18 protein-coding genes, 3 tRNA genes and 1 pseudogene are annotated in these 22,083 nt (G+C 71.3%); 11 read left to right on the top strand and 11 right to left on the bottom strand.

Annotated features, from left to right (window positions below; genetic code table 11):
- Nucleotides 1–74 precede the first annotated feature (74 nt).
- Nucleotides 75–833, bottom strand: a complete 759-nt coding sequence (locus tag ACFQVC_RS38805; RefSeq protein WP_381840125.1) for a hypothetical protein — start codon at nt 831–833, stop codon at nt 75–77.
- 224 nt (nt 834–1,057) lie between these two features.
- Here ACFQVC_RS38805 and ACFQVC_RS38800 point away from each other — a divergent pair, with 224 nt between their 5' ends.
- The 3 genes from ACFQVC_RS38800 to ACFQVC_RS38790 all read left to right on the top strand — a co-directional run bounded on the left by ACFQVC_RS38800 (nt 1,058) and on the right by ACFQVC_RS38790 (nt 4,271).
- Complete coding sequence (locus tag ACFQVC_RS38800) at nt 1,058–1,159, top strand: putative leader peptide (protein WP_381840122.1); 102 nt, start codon at nt 1,058–1,060, stop codon at nt 1,157–1,159.
- Between the two features lie 71 nt (nt 1,160–1,230).
- Entirely contained in the window at nt 1,231–2,661 is a 1,431-nt protein-coding gene (locus ACFQVC_RS38795; RefSeq protein ID WP_381840119.1) for a sulfatase family protein, read from the top strand.
- 236 nt (nt 2,662–2,897) lie between these two features.
- Nucleotides 2,898–4,271, top strand: coding sequence for an LAETG motif-containing sortase-dependent surface protein (locus tag ACFQVC_RS38790; protein WP_381840116.1), 1,374 nt, complete (start codon nt 2,898–2,900; stop codon nt 4,269–4,271).
- Here ACFQVC_RS38790 and ACFQVC_RS38785 read toward each other — a convergent pair.
- The 5 genes from ACFQVC_RS38785 to purS all read right to left on the bottom strand — a co-directional run bounded on the left by ACFQVC_RS38785 (nt 4,213) and on the right by purS (nt 9,430).
- Nucleotides 4,213–5,067 carry an META domain-containing protein gene (locus ACFQVC_RS38785; protein WP_381840113.1) on the bottom strand — a complete coding sequence of 285 codons (855 nt, stop codon included), beginning with the start codon at nt 5,065–5,067 and terminating at the stop codon, nt 4,213–4,215. The genes ACFQVC_RS38790 and ACFQVC_RS38785 overlap by 59 nt on opposite strands.
- Before the next feature lie 131 nt (nt 5,068–5,198).
- On the bottom strand, nt 5,199–5,996 hold the full coding sequence (locus tag ACFQVC_RS38780; RefSeq protein ID WP_381840110.1) for a maleylpyruvate isomerase family mycothiol-dependent enzyme: 798 nt from the start codon (nt 5,994–5,996) through the stop codon (nt 5,199–5,201).
- A 238-nt stretch (nt 5,997–6,234) separates the two neighbouring features.
- Entirely contained in the window at nt 6,235–8,484 is a 2,250-nt protein-coding gene (gene purL / locus ACFQVC_RS38775) for a phosphoribosylformylglycinamidine synthase subunit PurL (RefSeq protein WP_381840107.1), read from the bottom strand.
- Nucleotides 8,484–9,164, bottom strand: a complete 681-nt coding sequence (purQ, locus tag ACFQVC_RS38770; protein ID WP_381840104.1) for a phosphoribosylformylglycinamidine synthase subunit PurQ — start codon at nt 9,162–9,164, stop codon at nt 8,484–8,486. The genes purL and purQ overlap by 1 nt, the downstream gene beginning before the upstream one ends.
- Nucleotides 9,161–9,430, bottom strand: coding sequence for a phosphoribosylformylglycinamidine synthase subunit PurS (gene purS, locus ACFQVC_RS38765; RefSeq protein WP_381840101.1), 270 nt, complete (start codon nt 9,428–9,430; stop codon nt 9,161–9,163). Before purS ends, purQ begins: the two co-directional genes overlap by 4 nt.
- Nucleotides 9,431–9,807: 377 nt before the next feature.
- On the opposite strand from purS, the gene ACFQVC_RS38760 reads away from it, so the two are divergent.
- The 8 genes from ACFQVC_RS38760 (at nt 9,808) to ACFQVC_RS38725 (ending at nt 14,556) form a co-directional block, all read left to right on the top strand.
- Nucleotides 9,808–10,146, top strand: coding sequence for a histone-like nucleoid-structuring protein Lsr2 (locus ACFQVC_RS38760; RefSeq protein ID WP_381840261.1), 339 nt, complete (start codon nt 9,808–9,810; stop codon nt 10,144–10,146).
- A 134-nt stretch (nt 10,147–10,280) separates the two neighbouring features.
- A tRNA-Gly gene (locus ACFQVC_RS38755) sits at nt 10,281–10,352 on the top strand.
- Nucleotides 10,353–10,431: 79 nt separating this feature from the next.
- Nucleotides 10,432–10,504 (top strand) — tRNA-Gly (locus ACFQVC_RS38750).
- Between the two features lie 146 nt (nt 10,505–10,650).
- The gene (locus ACFQVC_RS38745) at nt 10,651–11,631 is read left to right on the top strand and encodes an ABC transporter ATP-binding protein (RefSeq protein WP_381840098.1); all 981 of its coding nucleotides are present in this window, start codon (nt 10,651–10,653) and stop codon (nt 11,629–11,631) included.
- Complete coding sequence (locus ACFQVC_RS38740; protein ID WP_381840095.1) at nt 11,628–12,440, top strand: ABC transporter permease; 813 nt, start codon at nt 11,628–11,630, stop codon at nt 12,438–12,440. Before ACFQVC_RS38745 ends, ACFQVC_RS38740 begins: the two co-directional genes overlap by 4 nt.
- A gap of 20 nt (nt 12,441–12,460) precedes the next feature.
- Nucleotides 12,461–13,840, top strand: coding sequence for a sensor histidine kinase (locus tag ACFQVC_RS38735; RefSeq protein WP_381840092.1), 1,380 nt, complete (start codon nt 12,461–12,463; stop codon nt 13,838–13,840).
- Nucleotides 13,837–14,454: a response regulator transcription factor gene (locus tag ACFQVC_RS38730; RefSeq protein ID WP_381840089.1), complete on the top strand. Its 618-nt coding sequence runs from the start codon at nt 13,837–13,839 to the stop codon at nt 14,452–14,454. The genes ACFQVC_RS38735 and ACFQVC_RS38730 overlap by 4 nt, the downstream gene beginning before the upstream one ends.
- A 29-nt stretch (nt 14,455–14,483) precedes the next feature.
- A tRNA-Gly gene (locus tag ACFQVC_RS38725) sits at nt 14,484–14,556 on the top strand.
- A gap of 103 nt (nt 14,557–14,659) precedes the next feature.
- Here ACFQVC_RS38725 and ACFQVC_RS38720 read toward each other — a convergent pair.
- From ACFQVC_RS38720 to ACFQVC_RS38700, 5 genes and pseudogenes are all read right to left on the bottom strand, one after another.
- A complete protein-coding gene (locus ACFQVC_RS38720; protein WP_381840086.1) occupies nt 14,660–15,556 on the bottom strand; it encodes a phosphoribosylaminoimidazolesuccinocarboxamide synthase in 897 nt (298 codons plus the stop codon).
- A 162-nt stretch (nt 15,557–15,718) separates the two neighbouring features.
- Nucleotides 15,719–17,269, bottom strand: a complete 1,551-nt coding sequence (locus tag ACFQVC_RS38715) for a N,N-dimethylformamidase beta subunit family domain-containing protein (RefSeq protein WP_381840084.1) — start codon at nt 17,267–17,269, stop codon at nt 15,719–15,721.
- Between the two features lie 203 nt (nt 17,270–17,472).
- Nucleotides 17,473–19,458 (bottom strand): hypothetical protein, encoded by a 1,986-nt coding sequence (locus ACFQVC_RS38710; protein WP_381840258.1) that lies wholly within the window; start codon nt 19,456–19,458, stop codon nt 17,473–17,475.
- 434 nt (nt 19,459–19,892) lie between these two features.
- Entirely contained in the window at nt 19,893–21,149 is a 1,257-nt protein-coding gene (gene purD / locus ACFQVC_RS38705; RefSeq protein ID WP_381840081.1) for a phosphoribosylamine--glycine ligase, read from the bottom strand.
- Nucleotides 21,150–21,421: 272 nt separating this feature from the next.
- Nucleotides 21,422–22,083, bottom strand: a pseudogene (locus ACFQVC_RS38700) (DNA polymerase III subunit gamma and tau); the annotation flags it as partial.

The raw sequence follows: 22,083 nt of genomic DNA, 5'->3' as shown, positions 1-22,083 counted from the left end.
TCATGCGTTGCGGTGGGACACGGCTGCGATACGGCCGCGCGGCGCGTGCCGTCGCCCGTCCCTGCCCGGTCCGGCTACTTGCCGCCGCCGAGCAGACCGCCCAGGACCGCGCCCAGGTCGAGGTTGGTGTCCACCTGGGCGCCGAGGTCCAGATTCAGGTCGACGGCCAGGTTGGCGGCGTTGTCCAGGGAGAGGTCGGAGTCCAGGGTGAGGAGCCGGGCGCCGCCCACGAGGAGCTCCACGCCGAGGTCCGCGTTGATCTTCGCGGCGAGGTCGGCGTCGATGGTGACCGCGCTGTCGAGCTCCACCGTGTTCGAGGCGACGTCGACGGTCTTGTCGTCCAGCTTGGGGCGCTCGAATGTGCCGAGTTTCACTTCGGAGGCGCCGGACTTGCTCTGCAGCGTGGCGACGATCGCGCCGGTGTTCAGGTCGGCCGACAGGTTCTTCACGACCACGGCCTTGTGGTCCTTGGAGTTGACCAGGCCCAGGCAGGTGTCCGCGAAGGCGACCTTGCCGCCGACCTTGGCCTCCACTGAGGCGATGTCGCCGGCCTTCACACCGAGGCTGAGCGAGGTGACGGGCGGCAGATAGGGCTTGCCCGCCTCGTCCTTCGGGATCTGGCACCCGGCGGTGAGCTGGGTGAGGACGACACCCTTGACCTTGAGGGCGTCGAGCAGCTTGGCGTCGATCTCGATCTTGGCGAGACCACCGTCGACCGGGACCGCCTTGGCGGGCGGCGGCTCGGGGGCCGCCCAGGCCGTCGCGGGAACGGCGGCGGCGGTGGCGGTGAGGGCGGCGGTGACGACGGCCGAGGCTATGCGCTTGGACTGCATGAGGGAGGTGCTCCTTGGTGGGGCTCTGGGGGTTCGAGTGCGCACGAGTACGCACAGTCAGCCAAGGGCACTCTGTGTGACTCCGCGATTCCGGAGGGTGCATATGGGGTACCGGAGACCGGGACGGTGCGTGACGTGACGTGACGTACGGAGTGTTGCGGGGCCATGAAGCCGGCCGGGGACTCATTGACACCCGCGTCACCGGGCCGTCAGGCTCCCTGACCATGCAGCCACAGCCCTTCGGTGACCCGACGGTCACGCTTGTGGAGCGCCGCCACGTCGACCTGGTCCGTGTCGCGAGCGCGATCTGTCGCCGCGCCTTCTGAGTTCCGCTTCCCTTCTCCCTCTGCTTTCCCTTCCGGCTGCCTGCCTTCCCGGGCGGCGGCCGTACTCAGGAGTGCCTGTGACCTCGTACGAACAGAAGCTGTCCCGGCGTGCCTTCGGTGGGGTGGTCGGGGCCGGTGCGGCCACCGCCGCGCTGGGCGCCGGTGCCGGTGAAGCCCGGGCCGAGGCGCCCGGTGAGCGGCCCTTCCGGGCGGCGGCCGGGCGCAGCGCCAAGCGGCCCAACATCCTGTTCATCCTCGGCGACGACCTCGGCTGGGCCGATCTGTCCTCGTACGGCTCGACCCACATCAACACCCCCCACCTGGACCGGCTCGGGCGCCAGGGTGTGCGGTTCACGGATGCGTACTCCGGGTCCGCGACCTGCTCGCCGACCCGGTTCAGCCTGTACACCGGGCGCTTTCCCGGGCGTACGGAAGGCGGGCTCGCGGAGCCGATCGCGGACAGGACGGCAGGCCTTGAACCAACGCATCCGACCCTTGCCTCGCTGCTGCGGGACGCCGGGTACGCGACCGCCCTGATCGGCAAGTGGCACTGCGGGTTCCTGCCGGACTACTCGCCCACCAAGTCCGGTTGGGACGAGTTCTTCGGGAACTTCGGCGGCGCCCTGGAGTACTACTCGAAGCTGGGCTCGGGCGGCGAGTACGACCTGTACCGGGGCAGCGCGGGGGAAGGGGACGCCGCGTACAAGGACCTGCGGTACTACACACGGGTCCTGACCGAGAAGGCCGGTGAGTACGTCCGGCGCGAGCACGGGAAGCCATGGCTGCTCAACCTCAACTTCACCACCCCGCACTGGCCGTGGATCGCCGACGGTGACGAGGAGGAGAGCGCGGAGGTCGTACGGCGGATCAAGGCCGGGGACGCACGGGCCCTGTGGCACGCCGACGGCGGTTCGCTCGCCAAGTACAAGGAGATGGTCGAGGACCTGGACCGTTCCATCGGCCAAGTCCTGGGCGCGCTGCGGGAGTCGGGGCAGGAGCGGGACACCCTCGTCTTCTTCGCCAGTGACAACGGCGGCGAGCGGTTCTCGTACAACTGGCCGCTGAGCGGCGAGAAGTCCTCGCTCCAGGAGGGCGGCATCCGGGTGCCCGCGCTGCTTCGCTGGCCCGCGCGGATCGACGGCGGGCAGGTCAGCGATCTGCCCGTGTTCACCCCCGACTGGACGGCCACGCTGCTCGAACTGGGCGGGGCACGGCCGCACCCGGCCTATCCGCTGGACGGCACCTCCCTCACCGGGTACTTGCTGCGCGGCGAGGAGGTCGCCGAGCGTGAGCTGTTCTGGCGGGTGCGCGGGGAGCGGGCGCTCAGGCGCGGCGACTGGAAGTACTACCGGGGCAAGTCGGGCAAGGACCAGCTCTTCCAGCTCTCGTCCGATCTGCGCGAACAGGCCGACAGGGCGGCGGCCGAGCCGGGGCTGCTCGGTGAGCTGCGGGACGCCTGGGAGCGTACGGACAAGGAGTTGCTGCCCTATCCGGCGGCGTGAGCTGCTCTGAGCTGCGCTGTCCGGCGGTGTGAGCTGCTCTGAGCTGCTCTGTCCGGCGGTGTGAGCTGCTCTGTCCGGCGGCGTGACGGTCCTCTGCTGTGTGCCGCGCGGGTTCCTTAGGCCGGCCTTAAGGCGGGCCTAAGCGGTCGTGCGAAGGGGTTTCTTCCGGATGCCTGATCGATAACGTGCCGCAGGCACGCCCGAGTTGATCGTCTTCTCCGGAAGGAACCCCCACCATGCGTCTGTCCCCACGGGCCCTGCTGATATCGGCCGCCTGCGGCTCCGTCGCCCTGGCCGCCTCCGCCCAGTCGGCGGCGTTCGCGGCGGAGGAATCGCCGGCGGAGCGACGGGTCCAGGTCGTCATGGTGAACTTCACCGACAGCTCCTTCCCGGACGCGACCGCCACCGAAAAGCTGTTGAAGAAGGCGTACTTCGGCGAGAGCGGGTCCCTGACCTCGTACTACAACGAAGTGACCCGTAAGGCCACGACGTTCAAGCCCGCCGGGGACGACGGGGTGCTCGGGCCGATCGATCTGCCCATGACGGGTGCCGGCTGCGACAGCGACAAGATCTCCGATCTGACGTACAAGGCGCTTGAGGAGAAGGGCATCACCGAGGACGACTACGAGCATGTCTCGGTCGTCTTCCCCAACCAGAAGACCGACTGCGACTATCTGGCGCTCGGCTCCGTCGGCGGCGGCACCACCTGGATGCCCATCGACGGCGAGGAGATCTCGATGACGGCCCTGGTGCACGAGTTCGGGCACAACTTCGGCTACGACCACCACATGCGGCTGCGCTGCGACGGCACCGACCTGGCGTCCTGCAAGGACAGCGACGAGACCAGCCACAAGACGCCGATGGGCGGCGGCGGCTGGGAGGCCGGGCTCACCTCGCCGGAGCTGATCCACAGCAAGTGGCTCTCCGGCAAGGGGGCCGTGAAGGTCGCCAAGTCCGGTACATACACACTGCGGCCGCTGTACGGGGCGGGCAGCGGGGTGCGTGCCCTGGACATCCCCGTGGGCGATGACCGTCTGGTCGTGGAGTTGCGCGGAGCGTCCGGCACCCTCGACAAGGGCATCGAGGGCGTGCACGCGTACCGCGTCCAGAAGGGGGACTACGCCGCCTCGGCCCTGGTCGACACCACGCCTGACGCCGACCACTCGTCCGACGGGGGCGCCCCGGACGCCGACGCCCTCGCGGCCGGCCGGACGCTGACCGACAAGGCGGACAAGGTCCAGGTCAAGGTGGTGAAGTCGGGCTCAGGCGCGGCCACGGTGGCGGTGAGCCTGAACGGTGAGCCGGCGCCCGCCGCGACGCCCGCGACCGGCTGGGGCTCCGGGTCCGGTGCCGACGCCGGGTCCGCTGCCGGTGCCGACGAGCAGGGCGTCGTGCCACAGACCGAGGGCGAGGAGCCCGCGGACGGGACCCGGGCCGAGGGCGCCAAGGGCGCCGAAGGCACCGAACTCGCCGAGACCGGCGGGGACTCGACCACCCTGCCGGTGGCTGCGGGCGGCGCCGCGCTGCTCGCCCTCGGTGCCGCGTTCCTGCTCAGGAGCCGTCGTCGGCGCCCTGCTCCGGCTTCCCCTGCTGGACGGCACTCGCGTTGACGCCCTTGCCGTCGGCGGCGGTGAGCTTCAGCTTGTCGTGCAGGATCTCGTAGTCCACCGTCGAGTCGAAGAGTTTGACCAGCTCACGCTCGGCCTTCATGGCATCGCCCGGGCACATCTTGCGGGTGAGGCCTGCGGGGCCGAGCTTGATCTTTCCGTTGTCGAGGATCTCGGCCTTGGCGTTGAGCTGATTGCAGCCGAGGTTGCCGCGGACGGTGCCGTCCTTGCCGAAGATCAGATGGGCCTGCCCGGCGGCCGACTTGGGCAGGGAGTCGACCACGTCCTTGTTGAGCAGGCCGGTCAGCTCCCACCTGGTGCCGGTGAGCTCGGCGGGCTGCTCGGAGCTGAGAGTGATGGCGTCCCCCTTGGCGGTGGTCAGGGTCAGCTTGCCGCCGCTGACCTTGGCCTTGAGCTTGCCCTGGAGGGCGTCGTTCAGAGTCTTCTCCAGGTTGTCGATCTTCTCGCCGCAGGACATCTTCGTAGAGATGATCTTGCCTACGGTGATGGTGTCGCCCTTGACCGAGGCGGTGCCGCCGAAGCCGTTGCAGCCGAAGTTGCCCGTGGCCCTGCCCTTCTTGTCGAAGGCGACATGAGCCTTGGTGCCCGGTGCGTCGATCTTCTTGCCGTTCGCCGTGACGTCGTCCACGGTCCAGTGCGTCCCGGTCACGGGCACGCTGGGCTCGGCCGGTGCGTCACCGGCTCCGGTCTTGTCGCCGCCACAGGCCGTGAGCAGCCCCAAGGCCGCTGCCGCACTGACGGCGCCGACGGTGCTGAGGGTCTTTCGCTGCGTGTGCATGCCGATGTGACGGAGGAGGTGGGGTGATCGGTTCCGTTCCTCTCGGCGACTTCCCGGCAGGCTCCGGGAGTCCCGGCGGGCTCACGGGAGTCCCGGTGGGCTCACGGGAGAGGCCGTCCGCCGGGCCGTCCCTAGCTCATGACCGGCAGCAGGTCCGAGAGATCCGCCCGCTCCCCGCTGGCGGAGACCTTCGCCCCGTCGAGCGCCGTGCGCCAGTCCGTACGTCCCGTGGCGAGCCTGACCCAGGTCAGCGGGTCCGTCTCCACGACGTTCGGCGGGGTGCCACGGGTGTGCCGCGGCCCCTCCACGCACTGCACCACGGCGTACGGCGGAATCCGCACCTCCGTCGCCCCGCCCGGCGCCTTCACGGCCAGGGCGTCGGCGAGCAGCCGGACACAGGCGGCGAGGGCCTGCCGGTCGAAGGGCACGTCGATCCCGGCGGCACGGTTCAAGTCATCGGTGTGCACGACGAGTTCGACGGTCCGGGTGACGAGATAGTCGAGCAGGGTCATCGCGCCCATACGGGCCTGCATGAGGCGCTCGGCCGGTGTGGCCGCGAGCAGCTCCTCGACCCGGGCCGTGGTCCGGTCGAAGAGCTCGCCCAAGTCGTCCGGGGCCTCGCTCGCAAGCTCGGGCACGCCTTCGGCCACCGCCCTGGCGAACTTCTCCGTCGCGAACGGCCAGTCCAGGAGCGGCACTTCCTGCCGCGCGGGCTCCGGGCCCGCCAGGCCGCGGCCGATCGAGGCCACGGCCATGTCGATATGCACCACCAGCTCGCGCACCGTCCAGTCACCGAGGTGCGTGGGGCCCGCGAGCTGCTCGGGAGTAAGGGCCCGCACGGCCTCGCGTACGTTCCCGAACTGCGCGAGGACGGCTGCACGGGTCTTGGCGTGGTCGTACGTACGCGGGCGCTTCTTGACCGGTGGCATGGAAGGAACCCTACTTCCGGCCGCTGCTTCCGGACCCCGCGGTTACTTCTGCTGCCCGGCCGCGCACCACTCGGCCCGCTCCGACGGCCGGTCGAAGTCACCGCGGCCCGCACAAACGCACCGCGGCCTCGCCCGGCGAACCACAAACGCACCGCGGCCCCGCCCGGAGAAACCGGACGGGGCCGCGGCGACAAGCAAAGGCGCCGACCAAGGCACCGGCAAAGGACCCGGTGAAGGCTCAGGCCAGCAGTCCGGGCACCGTCTCCTCGTGGGCCGTGCGCAGCTCGCTCAGCGGAAGGCTGAACTCGCCCTGGACCTCGACCTCTTCGCCGTCGATGACGCCGACCCGGGTGACCGGGAGGCCGCGCGCCCCGCACATGTCCGTGAACCGGAGCTCCTCGCTGCGCGGCACCGCGACGATCGCGCGGCCCGCGGACTCGGAGAGCAGGAAGGTGAAGGCGTCCAGGCCCTCGGGGACGACGAGGCGTGCCCCGACGCCACCGCGCAGACAGGACTCGACGACCGCCTGGATCAGGCCGCCGTCGGACAGGTCGTGCGCGGCGTCGATCATGCCGTCGCGGGATGCCGAGATCAGGATCTCGGCGAGCAGCCGCTCGCGCTCCAGGTCCACCTGCGGCGGCAGGCCGCCCAGGTGGTCGTGGACGACCTGGGACCAGGCCGAGCCGCCGAACTCCTCGCGGGTCTCGCCCAGGAGGTAGATCAGCTGGCCCTCTTCGGCGAACGCGACCGGAGTGCGCCGGGTCACGTCGTCGATGACACCGAGCACCGCGACCACCGGGGTCGGGTGGATGGCGGTCTCGCCGGTCTGGTTGTAGAGCGAGACATTGCCGCCGGTCACCGGGGTGCCCAGGATCTGGCAGGCGTCCGCGAGACCACGGGTGGCCTCGGCGAACTGCCACATCACGCCCGGGTCCTCGGGCGAGCCGAAGTTCAGGCAGTCCGAGACGGCGAGCGGCTTGGCGCCGGTGGTGGCGACGTTCCGGTACGACTCGGCGAGGGCGAGCTGCGCGCCGGTGTACGGGTCGAGCTTCGCGTACCGGCCGTTGCCGTCGGTGGCCACGGCCACGCCGAGGTTGGTGCCCTCGTCGATCCGTACCATGCCGGAGTCCTCCGGCTGCGCGAGGACCGTGTTGCCCTGCACGAAACGGTCGTACTGATCCGTGATCCATGCCTTGGACGCCTGGTTCGGCGAGGCCACGACCTTGAGGATCTGCCGGCGCAGCTCGTCCGAAGTGGCCGGGCGGGCCAGCTTGTTCGCGTCGTCGGCCTGCAGCGCGTCCTGCCAGGACGGGCGCTCGTACGGCCGGTGGTAGACCGGGCCTTCGTGCGCGACCGTGCGCGGCGGTACGTCGACGATCTGCTCGCCGTGCCAGAAGATCTCCAGGCGCTCGCCCTCGGTCACCTCACCGATGACCGTGGCGATGACATCCCACTTCTCGCAGATCTCCAGGAAGCGGTCGACCTTGTCGGGCTCGACGACGGCGCACATACGCTCCTGCGACTCGCTCATGAGGATCTCCTCCGGCGAGAGCGTCGCGTCGCGCAGCGGCACCGTGTCGAGCTCGACGCGCATACCGCCGGAGCCCGCGGACGCCAACTCGCTGGTGGCACAGGAGAGTCCGGCGCCGCCGAGGTCCTGGATACCCGCGACCAGGTTCTCCTTGAAGATCTCAAGGGTGCACTCGATGAGGAGCTTCTCCTGGAAGGGGTCGCCGACCTGGACGGCGGGGCGGCGCGAGGGCCCGGTGGAGTCGAAGGTCTCGGAGGCGAGCACGGAGACACCGCCGATGCCGTCGCCGCCGGTGCGGGCACCGTAGAGGATGACCTTGTTGCCGGTGCCCGAGGCCTTGGCGAGGTGGATGTCCTCGTGCTTCATGACGCCCACGCACAGGGCGTTGACCAGTGGGTTGCCCTGGTAGCAGGGGTCGAAGACGACCTCGCCGCCGATGTTGGGCAGGCCCAGGCAGTTGCCGTAGCCACCGATGCCTGCGACGACCCCCGGCAGGACGCGCTTGGTGTCGGGGTGGTCGGCGGCGCCGAAGCGCAGCGGGTCCATGACGGCGACCGGGCGTGCGCCCATGGCGAGGATGTCGCGCACGATGCCGCCGACTCCGGTGGCCGCGCCCTGGTAGGGCTCGATGTAGGAGGGGTGGTTGTGCGACTCCACCTTGAAGGTGACCGCGTAGCCCTGGCCGACGTCGACGACGCCCGCGTTCTCACCGATGCCGACGAGCATGGCGTCGTTCTCGGGGGCCTTCTCGCCGAACTGCTTCAGGTGCACCTTGCTGCTCTTGTACGAGCAGTGCTCGGACCACATGACGGAGTACATGGCGAGCTCGGCGCCGGTGGGACGGCGGTCCAGGATCTCGCGGATCCGCTCGTACTCGTCCTGCTTCAGGCCGAGTTCCTGCCAGGGCTGGGCGACCTCGGGGGTCTCGGCGGCGTGCTTGACGGTGTCGAGGCTCATCAGGCGTTGACCAGCTTCTTGAGGATCGAGGTGAAGAATCCGAGGCCGTCGGTGCGGCCGGTGCCGACCAGCGGCTCGACGGCGTGCTCGGGGTGCGGCATGAGGCCGACGACATTGCCCGCCTCGTTGGTGATGCCGGCGATGTCGCGGAGCGAGCCGTTGGGGTTCATGTCGAGATAGCGGAAGGCGACCCGGCCCTCGGCCTCCAGCATGTCGAGCGTGCGCTCGTCCGCGACGTACCGCCCGTCGATGTTCTTGAGCGGTACGGAGATCTCCTGGCCCACTTCGTAATCGGCGGTCCAGGCGGTCCTGTCCGTCTCCACCCGCAGCTTCTGGTCACGGCAGATGAAGTGCAGGTGGTTGTTGCGGAGCATGGCGCCCGGCAGCAGATGGGTCTCGGTGAGCACCTGGAAGCCGTTGCAAATGCCCAGAACCGGCATTCCGCCCTTGGCCTGCTCGATGACCGTCTCCATTACCGGCGAGAACCGGGAGATCGCCCCGGCCCGCAGATAGTCGCCGTAGGAGAAACCGCCGGGAAGGACCACGGCGTCGACCTGCTTGAGGTCCTTGTCGCGATGCCAGAGCGGCACCGCCTCCGCGCCGGCGACCCGGACCGCGCGCTGGGTGTCACGGTCGTCGAGGGTGCCGGGAAAAGTGACGACTCCGATACGAGCGGTCACTTGGACTCCCCGGCAACGGCGGGCTCTTCGACCTTGACGACGAAGTCCTCGATGACGGTGTTGGCGAGGAAGGTCTCGGCCATCTCATGGATACGGGCGAGGGCGGCCTCGTCGACCGGCCCTTCGACCTCGAGCTCGAAGCGCTTTCCTTGACGTACGTCCGCGATGCCCTCGAACCCGAGCCGCGGCAGTGCACGCTGCACCGCCTGTCCCTGCGGGTCGAGGATCTCGGGCTTGAGCATGACGTCGACTACGACGCGTGCCACTGGCACTCCCGGTGGTGTGGTGCGTGAGAACGGTGTCTTCAGCGTATCCGACGGAAATTTCTACGCGCATAGATTCGTAGACTCCTACGTGATGGCCGTCACTTTTAGATGGCGGGCACCGGGCCCCGGGGAAAATCCAGGAAAAATTCAGGGACGTTCATTGCCGAGGGACACGCGGGGGGATTTAGTCGGGCTTCCCAATGCATTGCCGGGCCCTGTACAAAGGAAATGGCAATAGCTCGGGATAGGCCGTGCTTTGCCCCGAAAACAACCGGACAAGTACCGGACCGGAGCCGGGCGGATGCCCGGCCTTGAGCCGGACAGTCGGCCATCGCCGCATGTCAGCGCGGTGATTCCGCATGAAGGGACCGATATTCGTGGCGCAGCGTGTCGTAGTCACTCTCTCTGACGACATCGACGGCGGGGAAGCGGCGGAAACGGTCGCCTTCGGTCTCGACGGCAAGTCGTACGAGATCGACCTCAATCAAGCCAATGCCAAGAAACTGCGCAAGGCTCTCGCCCCTTACCTGCAGGCGGGGCGCAAGCAGACCGGCAAGGCGGGCAAGGGCGGCAAGGCGGGCAGGACGTTCAAGCACACCGCGGTGACCGCCGACCCGGCGGCAGTCCGCGCCTGGGCCCGCTCCAACAAGATGGAGGTCCCGGCCCGCGGCCGGATCCCCAAGAAGGTCTACGAGGCGTTCGAGGCCGCCAACTGACCGTGCCGGCAGGCTTGCTGTGGCGGGTACACGAGCCCGCCGCAGCAGCCGACTTGCACACCACCCCCGACGGTCGGCTAAAGTCTGGAGCACGCCGAGGGGCGAGGCCGCAGGGCCGGACCTCACGGAGTCTTGCGGGTGTAGTTCAGTAGTAGAACATCCCCCTTCCAGGGGGAAGGCGCAGTGTGCAATTCCTGTCACCCGCTCTGCATCGGTTACCGACCACGCTTGTGGATCAGGTACTCTGGTGCTCGCGCCGATCGGTGAGAGCCGGTCGGAGGCAATGCGAACGTAGCTCAGTTGGTAGAGCGCAACCTTGCCAAGGTTGAGGTCGCGAGTTCGAACCTCGTCGTTCGCTCAGAAATGAAGGCCCCGGTCCCAGGACCGGGGCCTTCTTCGTATGCGGGTTCCGTATGCGGGTGCGCTGCCGCGTCTGACATTTGTCATGCGGGCTCATGACAGCGCGCACTGCTCCGGGCGCCGTGGCCACGGAACGCTGAAGACATGGCTGCGACATTCCAGGAACGCGATGATCACGTCATCGAGGTCACCGAGCTGCGGCGGGCGTACAAGGGCGGATTCGAGGCGGTGCGAGGGATTTCCTTCGCGGTCGGCCGCGGTGAACTCTTCGCCCTGCTCGGCACCAACGGCGCCGGCAAGACCTCCACCGTCGAAGTGCTCGAAGGCCTCGCGAAGCCCTCGGGCGGACAGGTGCGGGTGCTCGGGCACGACCCGTACAGCCGGCGCGACCGGGTGCGGCCGCGGATCGGGGTGATGCTGCAGGAGGGCGGCTTCCCGTCCGAGCTGACCGTCGCCGAGGCCGTCCGGATGTGGGCGGGCTGCACGAGCAATGCCAGGCCCACGGGAGAGGCCCTGGAGCTCGTGGGGCTCGGCAAGCGGTCCGGTGTCCGGGTCAAGCAGCTGTCGGGCGGTGAGAAGCGGCGGCTCGATCTGGCGCTCGCCCTGCTCGGCCGGCCCGAGGTGCTGTTCCTCGACGAGCCGACGACCGGTCTGGACGCCGAAGGGCGGGTCGAGACCTGGGAGTTGGTACGCGCCCTGCGCGCGTCCGGCACCACCGTGCTGCTGACCACGCACTACCTCGAAGAGGCCGAGTCGCTCGCCGACCGGCTCGCGATCATGCACGAAGGCCGGCTCGCGGTCAGCGGGACCCCCGCCGAAGTCACCGCCACCCAGCCCTCACAGATCACCTTCGAGCTGCCCGACGGCTACCACGTCGGCGATCTGCCGCCGCTCGGCGCGCTCGGCGTCACCGCGCACGAGACGGCGGGCCGGACCGTGAAGCTGCGCACCGACGAACTCCAAGGGGTCGCCACCCGGCTGCTGTTGTGGGCCCAGGAGGCCCGGGTCGAGCTGCGCGGGCTCGATGTGCGGTCCGCCTCGCTCGAAGAGGCGTTCCTGCAGATCGCGCGGGACATCAAGGCGGGGGACGCACAGGACGTACGGCAGAAGGAGACGGTGGCATGAGTGCCGCGACAGCGACCACACAGCGCACGGCGACGACGGGGCGCACGACGACCGCCGGGGGCCGGCTCGCGGCCCTGGGACGGGCCGAGTTGACGCTGCTCCTGCGCAGCAAGGGGATGCTCGTCACCGCGCTCGCGATTCCGCTCGCGCTGCCCTTCACCGTCAAGTCGACGCTGAAGGAGGACATGCTCAAGGACGCCGGGGTCACCGTGGCCACCACCATGCTGACCGCCGCCGTCGGGTTCTCGCTGCTTTTCGCGGTGTACGCGAACCTCGTGAACGTCTTCGTGGCGCGCCGCGAGGAGCTCGTACTGAAGCGGCTGCGCACCGGTGAGCTGCAGGACCGGGAGATCCTCGCGGGCGCCGCCCTGCCGGCCTCCCTGATCGGGCTCGTGCAGTGTGTGGTGGTGGCCGCCGGCTGTATGGCCCTGGTCGGCCTCGGCGCACCGAAGGCAGTCCATCTGGCCGTCCTGGGCGTGCTGTTGGGGATCGTCCTGATGGCGGCGCTCGCCGCGGTGACCGCGGCGTTCAGCCGCAACGCGGAGAGCGCGCAGGTCACCAGCCTGCCGCTGATGTTCCTCTCCATGCTGGGCTCGGGCATCGCCGTCCCTCTGGAGATCTTCCCCGACAAGGTCGCCTCGGTGCTCGAACTGCTGCCGCTGTCCCCCGTGATCCGCCTGGTGCGCGGCGGCTGGACCGGGGAGCTCTCGGCTTACGAGGCGCTCGGCGCGACGGCCACGGCGGTGGCCTGGGTCGTTCTCGCGGTGTTTGCTGTACAGCGGTGGTTCCGGTGGGAGCCGCGGCGCTGAGGCGGGAAGCGAGTGGGACGGTGTTCGTACAGGTCAGGAAGTGGCGGGAGCGCAGTGACCTCGCCCGGGTCGATCTCTACACCCGCTGGACGGTGTACCTCCTCGTCTGGGTCACCGTCCCGGTCGTGGTCGCGCTGTCGGTGACCCGGCCCGTACGGCATTCCGCTCCCCCGCTCCTGATCGCCGCCGTGGTGGCCCTCATCCTGGTCCAGGCCGTGTGGGCCGTCCGGCTCCTGCGCGCGGGATTCGACGCGTACCTGGGCAGGCAGGAGGTGCCGAGGCGCGACATCGGGGCCGGTGCCGCGCTGATGGGAGCGGTCCTCGCGGGCCTGCTCGTCCTGGGCTCCCTGACCGGTCCCACGGACTTCCCGCTCCTGCCGACGGCGCTCGGCTGCGCGACGCTGCCCTTCTTCAGTTTCTACGGCCTGATGGTGCCGGTGCGCACGAGCGTCCCGGCACTGCTCGCCGTGACAGTGGCGCTGTGCGCGGCGCTCTGGCTGGTCAGCCGGGAACTGCCGCTGACCCTCGCCACAGCGATCTCGGTGGTGTTCGCCGGCGGCTGGATGGCGCTCACGGTGCGGATCTCCGCGTGGACGCTCGGCGTGATGTACGAGCTGCGCGAGGCCCGCGACGTCCAGGCCCGGCTCGCCGTCGCCGAGGAACGCCTGCGCTTCGGCCGCGATCTGCACGATGTGCTCGGCCGCAACCTCGCCGTGGTCGCCCTCAAGAGCGAGCTCGCCGTACAGCTGGCCCGGCGCGGACGGCCCGAGGCGGTGGAACAGATGACCGAGGTGCAGCGGATCGCGCAGGAGTCGCAGCGCGAGGTCAGAGAGGTCGTACGCGGCTATCGCGAGATCGGCCTTGGGGCCGAACTCGCGGGCGCGCAAGGGGTGTTGAAGGCCGCCGGGATCGACTGCCGGGTGCTCGGCGCCGAGGCCGCGGACGAGCTGCCGCCCGCCGTGCACGCGGCGCTCGGCTGGGTGGTCAGGGAGGCGGCCACCAATGTGCTGCGGCACGGGGACGCGGCGCGCTGCACGGTGGCGCTGCGGGTCACTTCGCAGGACCCCGCCACGGCCGTACTGACCGTCGAGAACGACGGTGCGCCCGAGCCGCCCGCGCAGGGCTCTTCGGCGCCGGACCCGGCCGCGGAGGGCTTGTCCGGGGAGGGCTTGTCCGGGGAGGGCTTGTCCGGGGAGGGCTTGTCTGCCCCTGGCTCGTCCGCGGAGGGATCGTCCGCGGACGGCTCGTCCGGCGGCTCGGGTCTCATGGGCCTTCGCGAACGGCTGTCCCAGGTGGACGGCGTCCTGGAGGCGGGCCCGACGAGCGGCGGACATTTCCGGCTCACGGCCGAGGTGCCGCTGCCCACGGCCGTGGGCCCGGCGGAGAGGATCACGGGGTGAACACCACAGCCGTACGGGTTCTGCTCGCCGACGACGAGCACCTCATCCGGGGTGCGCTCGCCGCGCTGCTCGCCCTCGAAGACGATCTCACCGTGGTCGCCGAGGCCGCCTCAGGACCCGAGGCGCTCGCCATGGCGCGGGCGCACCGGCCGGATGTCGCGGTCCTCGATCTGCAGATGCCGGGCGCCGACGGTGTGAGTGTGGCCACATCACTGCGGGCCGAACTCCCCGGCTGCCAGACCATGATCGTGACCAGCCATGGGCGGCCCGGACATCTGAAGCGGGCCCTGGAGGCGGGCGTACGAGGTTTCGTGCCGAAGACCGTCAGCGCCCAGCGGCTCGCCGAGATCATCCGGGCGGTGCACGCCGGAAACCGTTATGTGGACCCGGAGTTGGCGGCCGACGCCATCGCTTCGGGCGACTCTCCGCTGACCGCGCGCGAGGCCGAAGTGCTCGAGTTCGCGGCCGACGGTGCGCCCGTCGCGGAGATCGCCGAGCGGGCCGCGCTGTCGCAGGGGACGGTGCGCAACTACCTCTCGTCCGCCGTCTCGAAGCTCTCCGCCGAGAACCGGCACGCGGCAGTGCGCATCGCACGCGAGCGGGGTTGGCTATAGTGGAGGTGCACCGACGCGGTGCACGCCTTGCGGACGTAGCTCAGTTGGTAGAGCGCAACCTTGCCAAGGTTGAGGTCGCCAGTTCGAACCTGGTCGTCCGCTCTTGATCGAAGCCCCCGGCGCCATCGGCGCCGGGGGCTTCGTCGTCCAGCAGTGGAACCTGCCGGAGCGGGCCTACCGGGAGGCGGCCTACCGGGAGCGGGCCCTACCAGGCGGTGCCGGTGAGCTTCTCGTACGCCTCGATGTACTTGGCCCGGGTGGCCTCCACGACCTGCGGCGGCAGCGCGGGCGGCGGCTGCTCGCCCTTGCGGTCCCAGCCGGAGGCCGGTGACGTCAGCCAGTCGCGGACGTACTGCTTGTCGTACGAGGGCTGGGCGCGGCCCGGCTGCCAGGTGTCGGCGGGCCAGAAGCGCGAGGAGTCCGGGGTCAGGACCTCGTCCGCGATCACCAACTCCTCGTCGGCGAAGCCGAACTCGAACTTGGTGTCCGCGAGCAGGATGCCGCGCTCACGGGCGATGTCACGGGCCCGGCCGTACACGGCGAGGGTCGTCTGGCGCAGCTGGGCGGCGGTCTCCGCGCCGACCTGACGGGCGACTTCCTCGTAGCTCACGTTCTCGTCGTGCTCGCCGACCTCGGCCTTGGTGGCGGGCGTGAAGATCGGCGCGGGCAGTTCGGAGCCGTCCACCAGGCCCTCGGGCAGGGCGAGTCCGCAGACGGTACGGGACTGCTCGTACTCGACGAGTCCCGAGCCGGTGAGATAGCCGCGCGCCACGCACTCGACCGGGACCATCCGCAGCGACTTGCAGATCAGGGTGCGGCCGGCCCAGTCGGCGGGGGCGCCGGGCGGCAGCTCGGTGGACAGGACGTGGTTGGGGACCAGGTCGGCGAGCTGGTCGAACCACCAGAGCGACAGCTGTGTGAGGACGCGGCCCTTGTCCGGGATCTCGCTGGGCAGCACCCAGTCGTAGGCGGACATACGGTCGCTGGCGACCATGACGAGGTCGCCCGCCTCGTTCTGGTACAGCTCCCGCACCTTGCCGGTGTGCAGATGCACCAGACCCGGAACCTCGATCGGCTCGGGCTTTTCAACGAATCCGGACACGGTTCCTCCCCGTGGTTTTGGCCAACGCTGCATTCTCCCGTACGCGGGAGGCTGCCTCGGCCAGGGGCCCGGTGGGCGGGGCCGCCGGGATGGGGTGTCAGTCGCGCGTGCTGCGGTGCGTCAGTGGGGTGCGGTGGTGCGTCAGCGGGGTGCAGCGGTGCGTCAGTCGCGTTTGCAGATGCGGTCGAGGAGATTTGCGGTGGCGCGCTGGACGCGGGTGTCGACATGGCCGGGCCGGTCGAGCGCCGGGGACCAGGCGAAGGTGCCCGAGGCGAAGACCAGGGCGCCGGAGGGCGCGCGGTAGAGCGAGGTCTCCTGGTGCCGCCGGGCGCCGTCACCGTCCCGGTAGGGCGAGTGGGCGAGCAGGATGCGGCGCTGGTGCTCGGGGAGCGCGGTACGCGGAAAGTAGCGGTCGGCCTCGCCCGCGACCAGGCCGTCGAGTTCGTCGCCCTCGTGCGCTCCGGTCGCCTCCCACAGCCAGTGGTCGGCGTTGCGCACGACCAGGGGGTGCGGCTCGGGGACGCGGCCCGCGTACTGGATGCCGAGGAGCTGCTGCTCGGCCCGGTCGATCTCGCGCCACAGCGCGGGCTTTCCGGGACCGCGGCGCTTGCGGCAGGTCAGCAGGCGGTCGGGGACGCCGGACGGGGAGGGGCTCAACTCCACTTGCCAGTACATGGTGTTGGCGGAGAGGAAGACGAGCGAGGTGCCGTTGTCCCTGGCCAGTTCGGCCGTACGCCGCATCGGCACCGACCAGTACTCGTCGTGGCCGGGGAAGACCAGGCCGCGGTAGCGCGTGGGGTCGACACGGCCGGCATGCAGATCGCGGGTGTCGGCGTACGCCAGGTCGTAGCCGTACCGCTCGGCCCAGCGGATGAAGTCGTAGGCGTGGCCCACGTGGAGGGGCAGTCCCGCGCCCGCGTACGGGCGGTCGAAGGAGACGGTGACCGCGGCGTCGCTCTCGCCGAGCAGATGCCCTTCCTCGTCCCAGGCGTGATACAGGCTGGCGCCGGTGCGGCCGTCCTCCGGATAGAGGTTGTACGCCTGCCAGGTGACGTCCGGCAGGAGCAGCAGCAGATCGGCCGGGTGGGTGTCGCGGACGGTGAAGGGGATGTGCGAGCGGTAGCCGTCGACGGTGGTGAGGACCGCGACGTACGCCCCGATGCTCCAGTAACTGGGCACCTGCAGACGCCAGGAGAGCCACCAGTGATGGCAGGAGACCGTGCGGTCGGCGATGAGCGGCGGCGGCTGGACGATGCCGGAGAGCCGCGGGCTCGTAGTGATCTTGGCGGCGCCGTCGCCGCCGTAGTGCCCGATGCGGTAGATGTCGACGCTGAACTGCTGGGGCGGGTCCACCGTGACGTGGAAGTCGATGGCCTCGCCGGGGGCGACGGCGCCGGTGGAGGCGAAGCCCTTGATCTGGCGGTGCACGTCGTCGGCGGTACGCGGGCCTGTGGTGGAGCAGGTGCGGGGGTGCGGGATCCCGGCGGCGCCCGGGGCCTCGGCGCCCGGGGCGGGGGCCAGGTCGACGTACCAGGGGACGACCTGGCCCGTGTCGTCGAAGTAGTGCTCGCTGCCGCGCAGCCAGGGCAGCGGGCCCTGGCCGAAGGGGTCGGACACGGCGTGTGCGAGTGCGCCGGATTCCCATCGCCGGATCGGCTGCTGCGGGCCCCGGCTCCGCGCCGGCCGCTGCGCTCGCTGGTCCGGCCTCCCCATGGCGCTCCCCTCCCTCGCTTCCCTCGCTCCCCCGCCGCCCGGTCCGCGACGCGTACGGCCGACGGACGCTCCCAGCACATCACATAACGCACGCGCGCCGTCACCGTTCGTCGCGAATTTACTTGGGATTGCCGGGGTTTCGGGCCCCCTTGGAGTCCCTCTCGGAGCCCCTCGGAGCCCCTCGGAGCCCCTTCACAGCCCTCTCAGACCAGGCGGACCGGCTTCTCCGGGCGGACGCCCAGGTCAGTGAGCCAGCTGCGGAGAGGCTCGGGGTCGCCGTCCTCGATCAGGGTCTGGACGCGCGGGGTGAGGTCCATGACGCGCTCGCCGGCGACCAGGAGGGTCGGGCCGTCCAGCCAGTCGAGGCCGGGGGCCGCACCCGCGGTGTCGACGGCGGAGCAGCAGACCATCGCCGTGACGTGATCGGTGAGCAGCTCACGTCCTGAGCGGGGTGGCTGCAGCGGGAACAGCGGCAGCAGGTTGTCGTCCCACAGGGCGTCGTCGGGGTCGAGACTCGGCCGGGCCGGCGGCGGGGCGGCTGCCTCCTCACGCGCCAACTCGGCGGTGAGCCGGGCCGCGAGGGCGTCCCCTTCGCCGCCGGCCGGGGCGATCGCGGAGGGCGCGGGGTTCTCGTAAACGGAGTTCTCGTAAACGGAGTCTTCGTAAGCGGAGTTTTCGTAAGCGGCCTCATCGGCCTCACGGTCGGTGCCGGGGGCGAGGACGGGGCCGAGGTCTTCGTACGGGGACGGGGCCGGGGCCCGGGAGGACGCCTCGGGGTCCGGGGAGGGCTCGTGGGCAGGTGCGCCGGGGTGAGCGGGGGCGGTCTCGCCGGATGCCTGGCCGCTGGAGGTCTGGTCACCGGACGCCCGGCCACCGGTCCACTCACCGGCAGACGCCTGGCCGCCAGGGGCCTGGTCACCGAGGGCCTGGTCACCGGTCATCCGGCCACCGGTCGAGGTCAGGTGCTCCATGACCCTGGCGAGGGTCGGCGGCTCGGGGTCGCCGGCCGATGTGCTGGCACGGCGGACGCCCAGGTCGTCGAGGACGCGGTGCAGACGGGCGGCGTCCGCCCGCCACTTGCGGTCGACGACCTCCTCCGGGTACTCCTGCCAGCCGATCGGGGACCAGTCGGGACCCTGCTCGGCCGGGCCGCCGTGGAACAGCCGGGCGGCGAGCAGCGAAGTGGCCTCGTCGACCGCGCCCGGCTCCTCCAGGAGGTCGCAGGCGGGGCGCTCGCCGAGCCGGGAGGCGAAGCCCTCCGCGAGGCGGTCGCGGCGGGAGAGCTCCGTGAGGGCGGCGACCACTCCGGCGTCGAGGCGGTCGGGCCAGCGGCCCATGCGCCAGGCGGGCAGCGCGACCCTGGTGAGCAGGCGGTCCCAGCCCGCGTACGCGAGACCGACCTGCTCCTGGGCGACGATCCGCAGGCCGTAGTCCACAGCCTGTGCACGCTCGGCGGCGGCGGCCGCGACACCGCGCTCCATCTCGGCGGCATGGCCGCGGCAGGCGCGCAGGAGGAGGCGGGAGACCCAGCCGACACCGGCGAGTACCGCGCGGGGCAGCGGGCCGCCGCCGGGTCTGGCCGCCACCGCCACCGCCGCGTCGAGCCCGCGCACGAAGCGGCGGGCCGCCGCTATGTCGGGGTGGGCGGAGGGGCCGGTGCCGGCGACGACCGGGGCGAGGACCGCCCGCAGCTCGCCGACCCTCATCCACCACAGGAAGGGCGAGCCGATGACGAGGACCGGCGCGGTCGCCGGGGCCTCGCGTGAGGGTCTGGCGGGAGGGCCGTGCGCCCGGTGGGTGCGGTCCTCGAGCCAGCTGTCGCAGTCGGGGGTGAGCGCTATCGCCGAGGGCGCGGGGACCTCCAGGCGGTCCGCGAGATCACGCACCAGGCGGTACAGATCGGGGGCGGACTCCTCGGCGATCGGGACGGTCGGGCTCAGGGCGGGCCGGGCACGGGCCACCACCAGGGCGACACCTGCCGCGGCGAGCAGCACGAGCAGCGCCGCGCCGGTCACGACCCAGCGCACGACGGCCCAACTCCCGCCGCCGATACGGCCGGTGACACCGCCGGCCAGCAGCACCACGGCCACCGCCGCGGGCAGCAACGCGACTGCCAGCGCACGGCTGCGCACGCGCAGCACGGCCAGCGCTCGCGAACGCGCGGCCTGCGCGCCCACCTCGGCTTCCATACCGGTTCCGGACACGGCCGGACGTCACCCCCTCTGCCCTGCGACGGCTTTGCTCACTCCCCCACTGTGGCACCCACCACTGACACCGCAATGCCGGTGGGCCAAGTGCCGGAATGCCTGCGCCGCACCCTAGTTGGGGGTTTGGAGCCCGTCAGCCGGATGGGTGAGCGGTCACTCGATGGAATGGCTTTGGGTAGAGGTGGCTGACGATCAAGGCCCCGATCCGGTGTCAGATCGGGGCCGTGATCGGCTGTCGGGTCGGGAGGGCGGCGACGTCGGGCGCCGGGCCGGTGAGTGCTCCCGGCGGAGGGCGGCCGACCGGGGACAGGCCCGGTGACAGACGAGGTCCGGGCCGGTCCAGGCCGGGCCGCGCCGCTTCGGGCCGGTCGGGAGCGGTCCGCCGGTCGCGAGCGGTGCGGACCGGGATGCCGGCGTCAGGACGCGGCGGCCGCCGCCTTTGCGGCGATGTCCGTCCTGTGCTGCGAGCCGTCGAGGCGGATCCGGTCGACGGCGGCGTACGCGCGCTCCCTGGCCTGGGACAGGTCCTCGCCGGTCGCCGTCACGGACAGCACCCGGCCGCCCGCGCTGACGACGGCGTCACCGTCGCGCTTCGTGCCGGCGTGCAGCACGTACGCGTGCGGGGCGTCCTGCGCCGCCACCTCGTCGAGGCCCTCGATGGGGTCGCCGGTGCGCGGGGTCTCCGGGTAGTTGTACGAGGCCACGACCACGGTGACGGCGGCGTCGTCGCGCCAGTTCAGCGGGGGTTCGTCGGCGAGGGTGCCGTTGGCCGCGTGCAGCAGGACGCCCGCGAGGGGGGTCTGCAGCCGGGCCAGGACGACCTGGGTCTCGGGGTCGCCGAACCGGGCGTTGAACTCGATCACCCGCACCCCGCGGCTCGTGATGGCGAGACCCGCGTACAAAAGGCCGGAAAACGGTGTTCCGCGGCGCCGCAATTCATCGACGGTGGGCTGCAGAACGGTCGCCATGACCTCGTCGACCAGCTTCGGGTCGGCCCAGGGCAGCGGGGAGTACGCGCCCATGCCGCCGGTGTTGGGCCCCTCGTCGCCGTCCAGGGCGCGCTTGAAGTCCTGGGCCGGGGTGAGCGGGACGACCGTCGTGCCGTCGGTGATGGCGAAGAGGGAGACCTCGGGGCCGTCGAGGAACTCCTCGATCACGACCCGCTCGCAGGCGGCGGCGTGCGCACGGGCGGCTTCGAGGTCGTCGGTCACGACGACGCCCTTGCCCGCGGCGAGGCCGTCGTCCTTGACGACATAGGGGGCACCGAAGGCGTCGAGCGCCTCGTCGGCCTCGGCCGCGTTCGTGCAGACGTAGGAGCGGGCCGTGGGCACACCTGCGGCCGCCATGACGTCCTTGGCGAAGGCCTTGGAACCCTCCAGCTGCGCGGCCTCCTTGGAGGGGCCGAAGCACGGGATGCCCGCCTCGCGCACCGCGTCGGCGACTCCCGCGACGAGGGGCGCCTCCGGGCCGACCACGACCAGGTCGGCGCCGAGCCGGGTGGCCAGGGCGGCCACGGCGGCGCCGTCGAGCGCGTCGACCGTGTGCGGCTCGGCGACCTCCGCGGTGCCGGCGTTGCCGGGCGCGCAGTGCAGGGCGGTGACGCCGGGGTCGAGGGACAGTGAGCGGCACAGGGCGTGTTCGCGGGCGCCGCTGCCGATGACAAGGACCTTCACACGTGCAGCCTAGCCGGAACGCGACGGTGCGTTTGTACGGGGCGACGGGACCCGGGGGCGGCGGTCTTCGTAGGTTCCTCTACGTACCGCAGCCGACTCCCGCCGCGTACCGACCGCCGTCTCCGCTCGTCTCCCGCCGCCCGACGCGTTCCGTGCCCATGCGTAGGCACTTCTACGGCTCGCGCTGAGGGCCGCCTCCTCCGCGCGGGCTCCGCCCCTCCGCGCGGGGTCCGCCCCTCCGCGCGGGGTCCGCCCCTCCGCGCGGGGTCCGCCTACTCGTTCGTGAACTCTTCGACGACCGTCGCGCCCAGCTCGCGCACGATCAGGTCGTGGCCGGAAAGGGCCGACTCGTCGAGGTCCGGGTCGTCGTCCGCCGGTACGTCGTCCTCCAGAGAGACCGGCGGGGGCTCCGGGGCCTCGGAAGGACGCGGCTCGGGGGCGGGCGCGGGCGCGGGGAGTGCGGCGGGGCGCGGCGCGGCGGCCTGCGCCTGGGGGGCGGGCGGACGCGGGGCGGACGCGGGGGCCGCGCCGCCTCCGAACGCTGGCGCCGCGGGCGGGGGTGCGGCGCCGCCCGAGGGGTCGACGATCGCCTCGATCTTCCAGTGGGCGTTGAACTGTTCGGTCAGGGCCTGGCGCAGGACGTCCTCGCTGCCGCTGCTCGCGAAGTTGTCCCTGGCCCCGGCGTTGATGAAACCGAGCTGCAGGGTCTGGCCGTCGAAGCCCGCCACCGAGGCGTTCTGGCTGAGCAGGATCCAGGTGAAGCGGCGGCGGTTCTTGACCGCCTCCAGGATGTTCGGCCAGAGGGCGCGGGCGTCGAGGCCACCGGCCGGCGGGCCCGACGGTGCCGCCGGGGCGGACGAAGCCGCGGGGGCGGGAGGTGCCGTCGGCGCGGGGGACGCGGGCTGGGTCGCCGGGGCGGGCGCGGCCGGCCTGC

This window comes from Streptomyces monticola, from assembly GCF_042665355.1.
In the GTDB taxonomy this organism is placed as follows: domain Bacteria; phylum Actinomycetota; class Actinomycetes; order Streptomycetales; family Streptomycetaceae; genus Streptomyces; species Streptomyces monticola.
The sequence above is the reverse complement of the archived record's forward strand: the minus strand, read 5'-3'. Positions and strand labels throughout refer to the sequence as shown.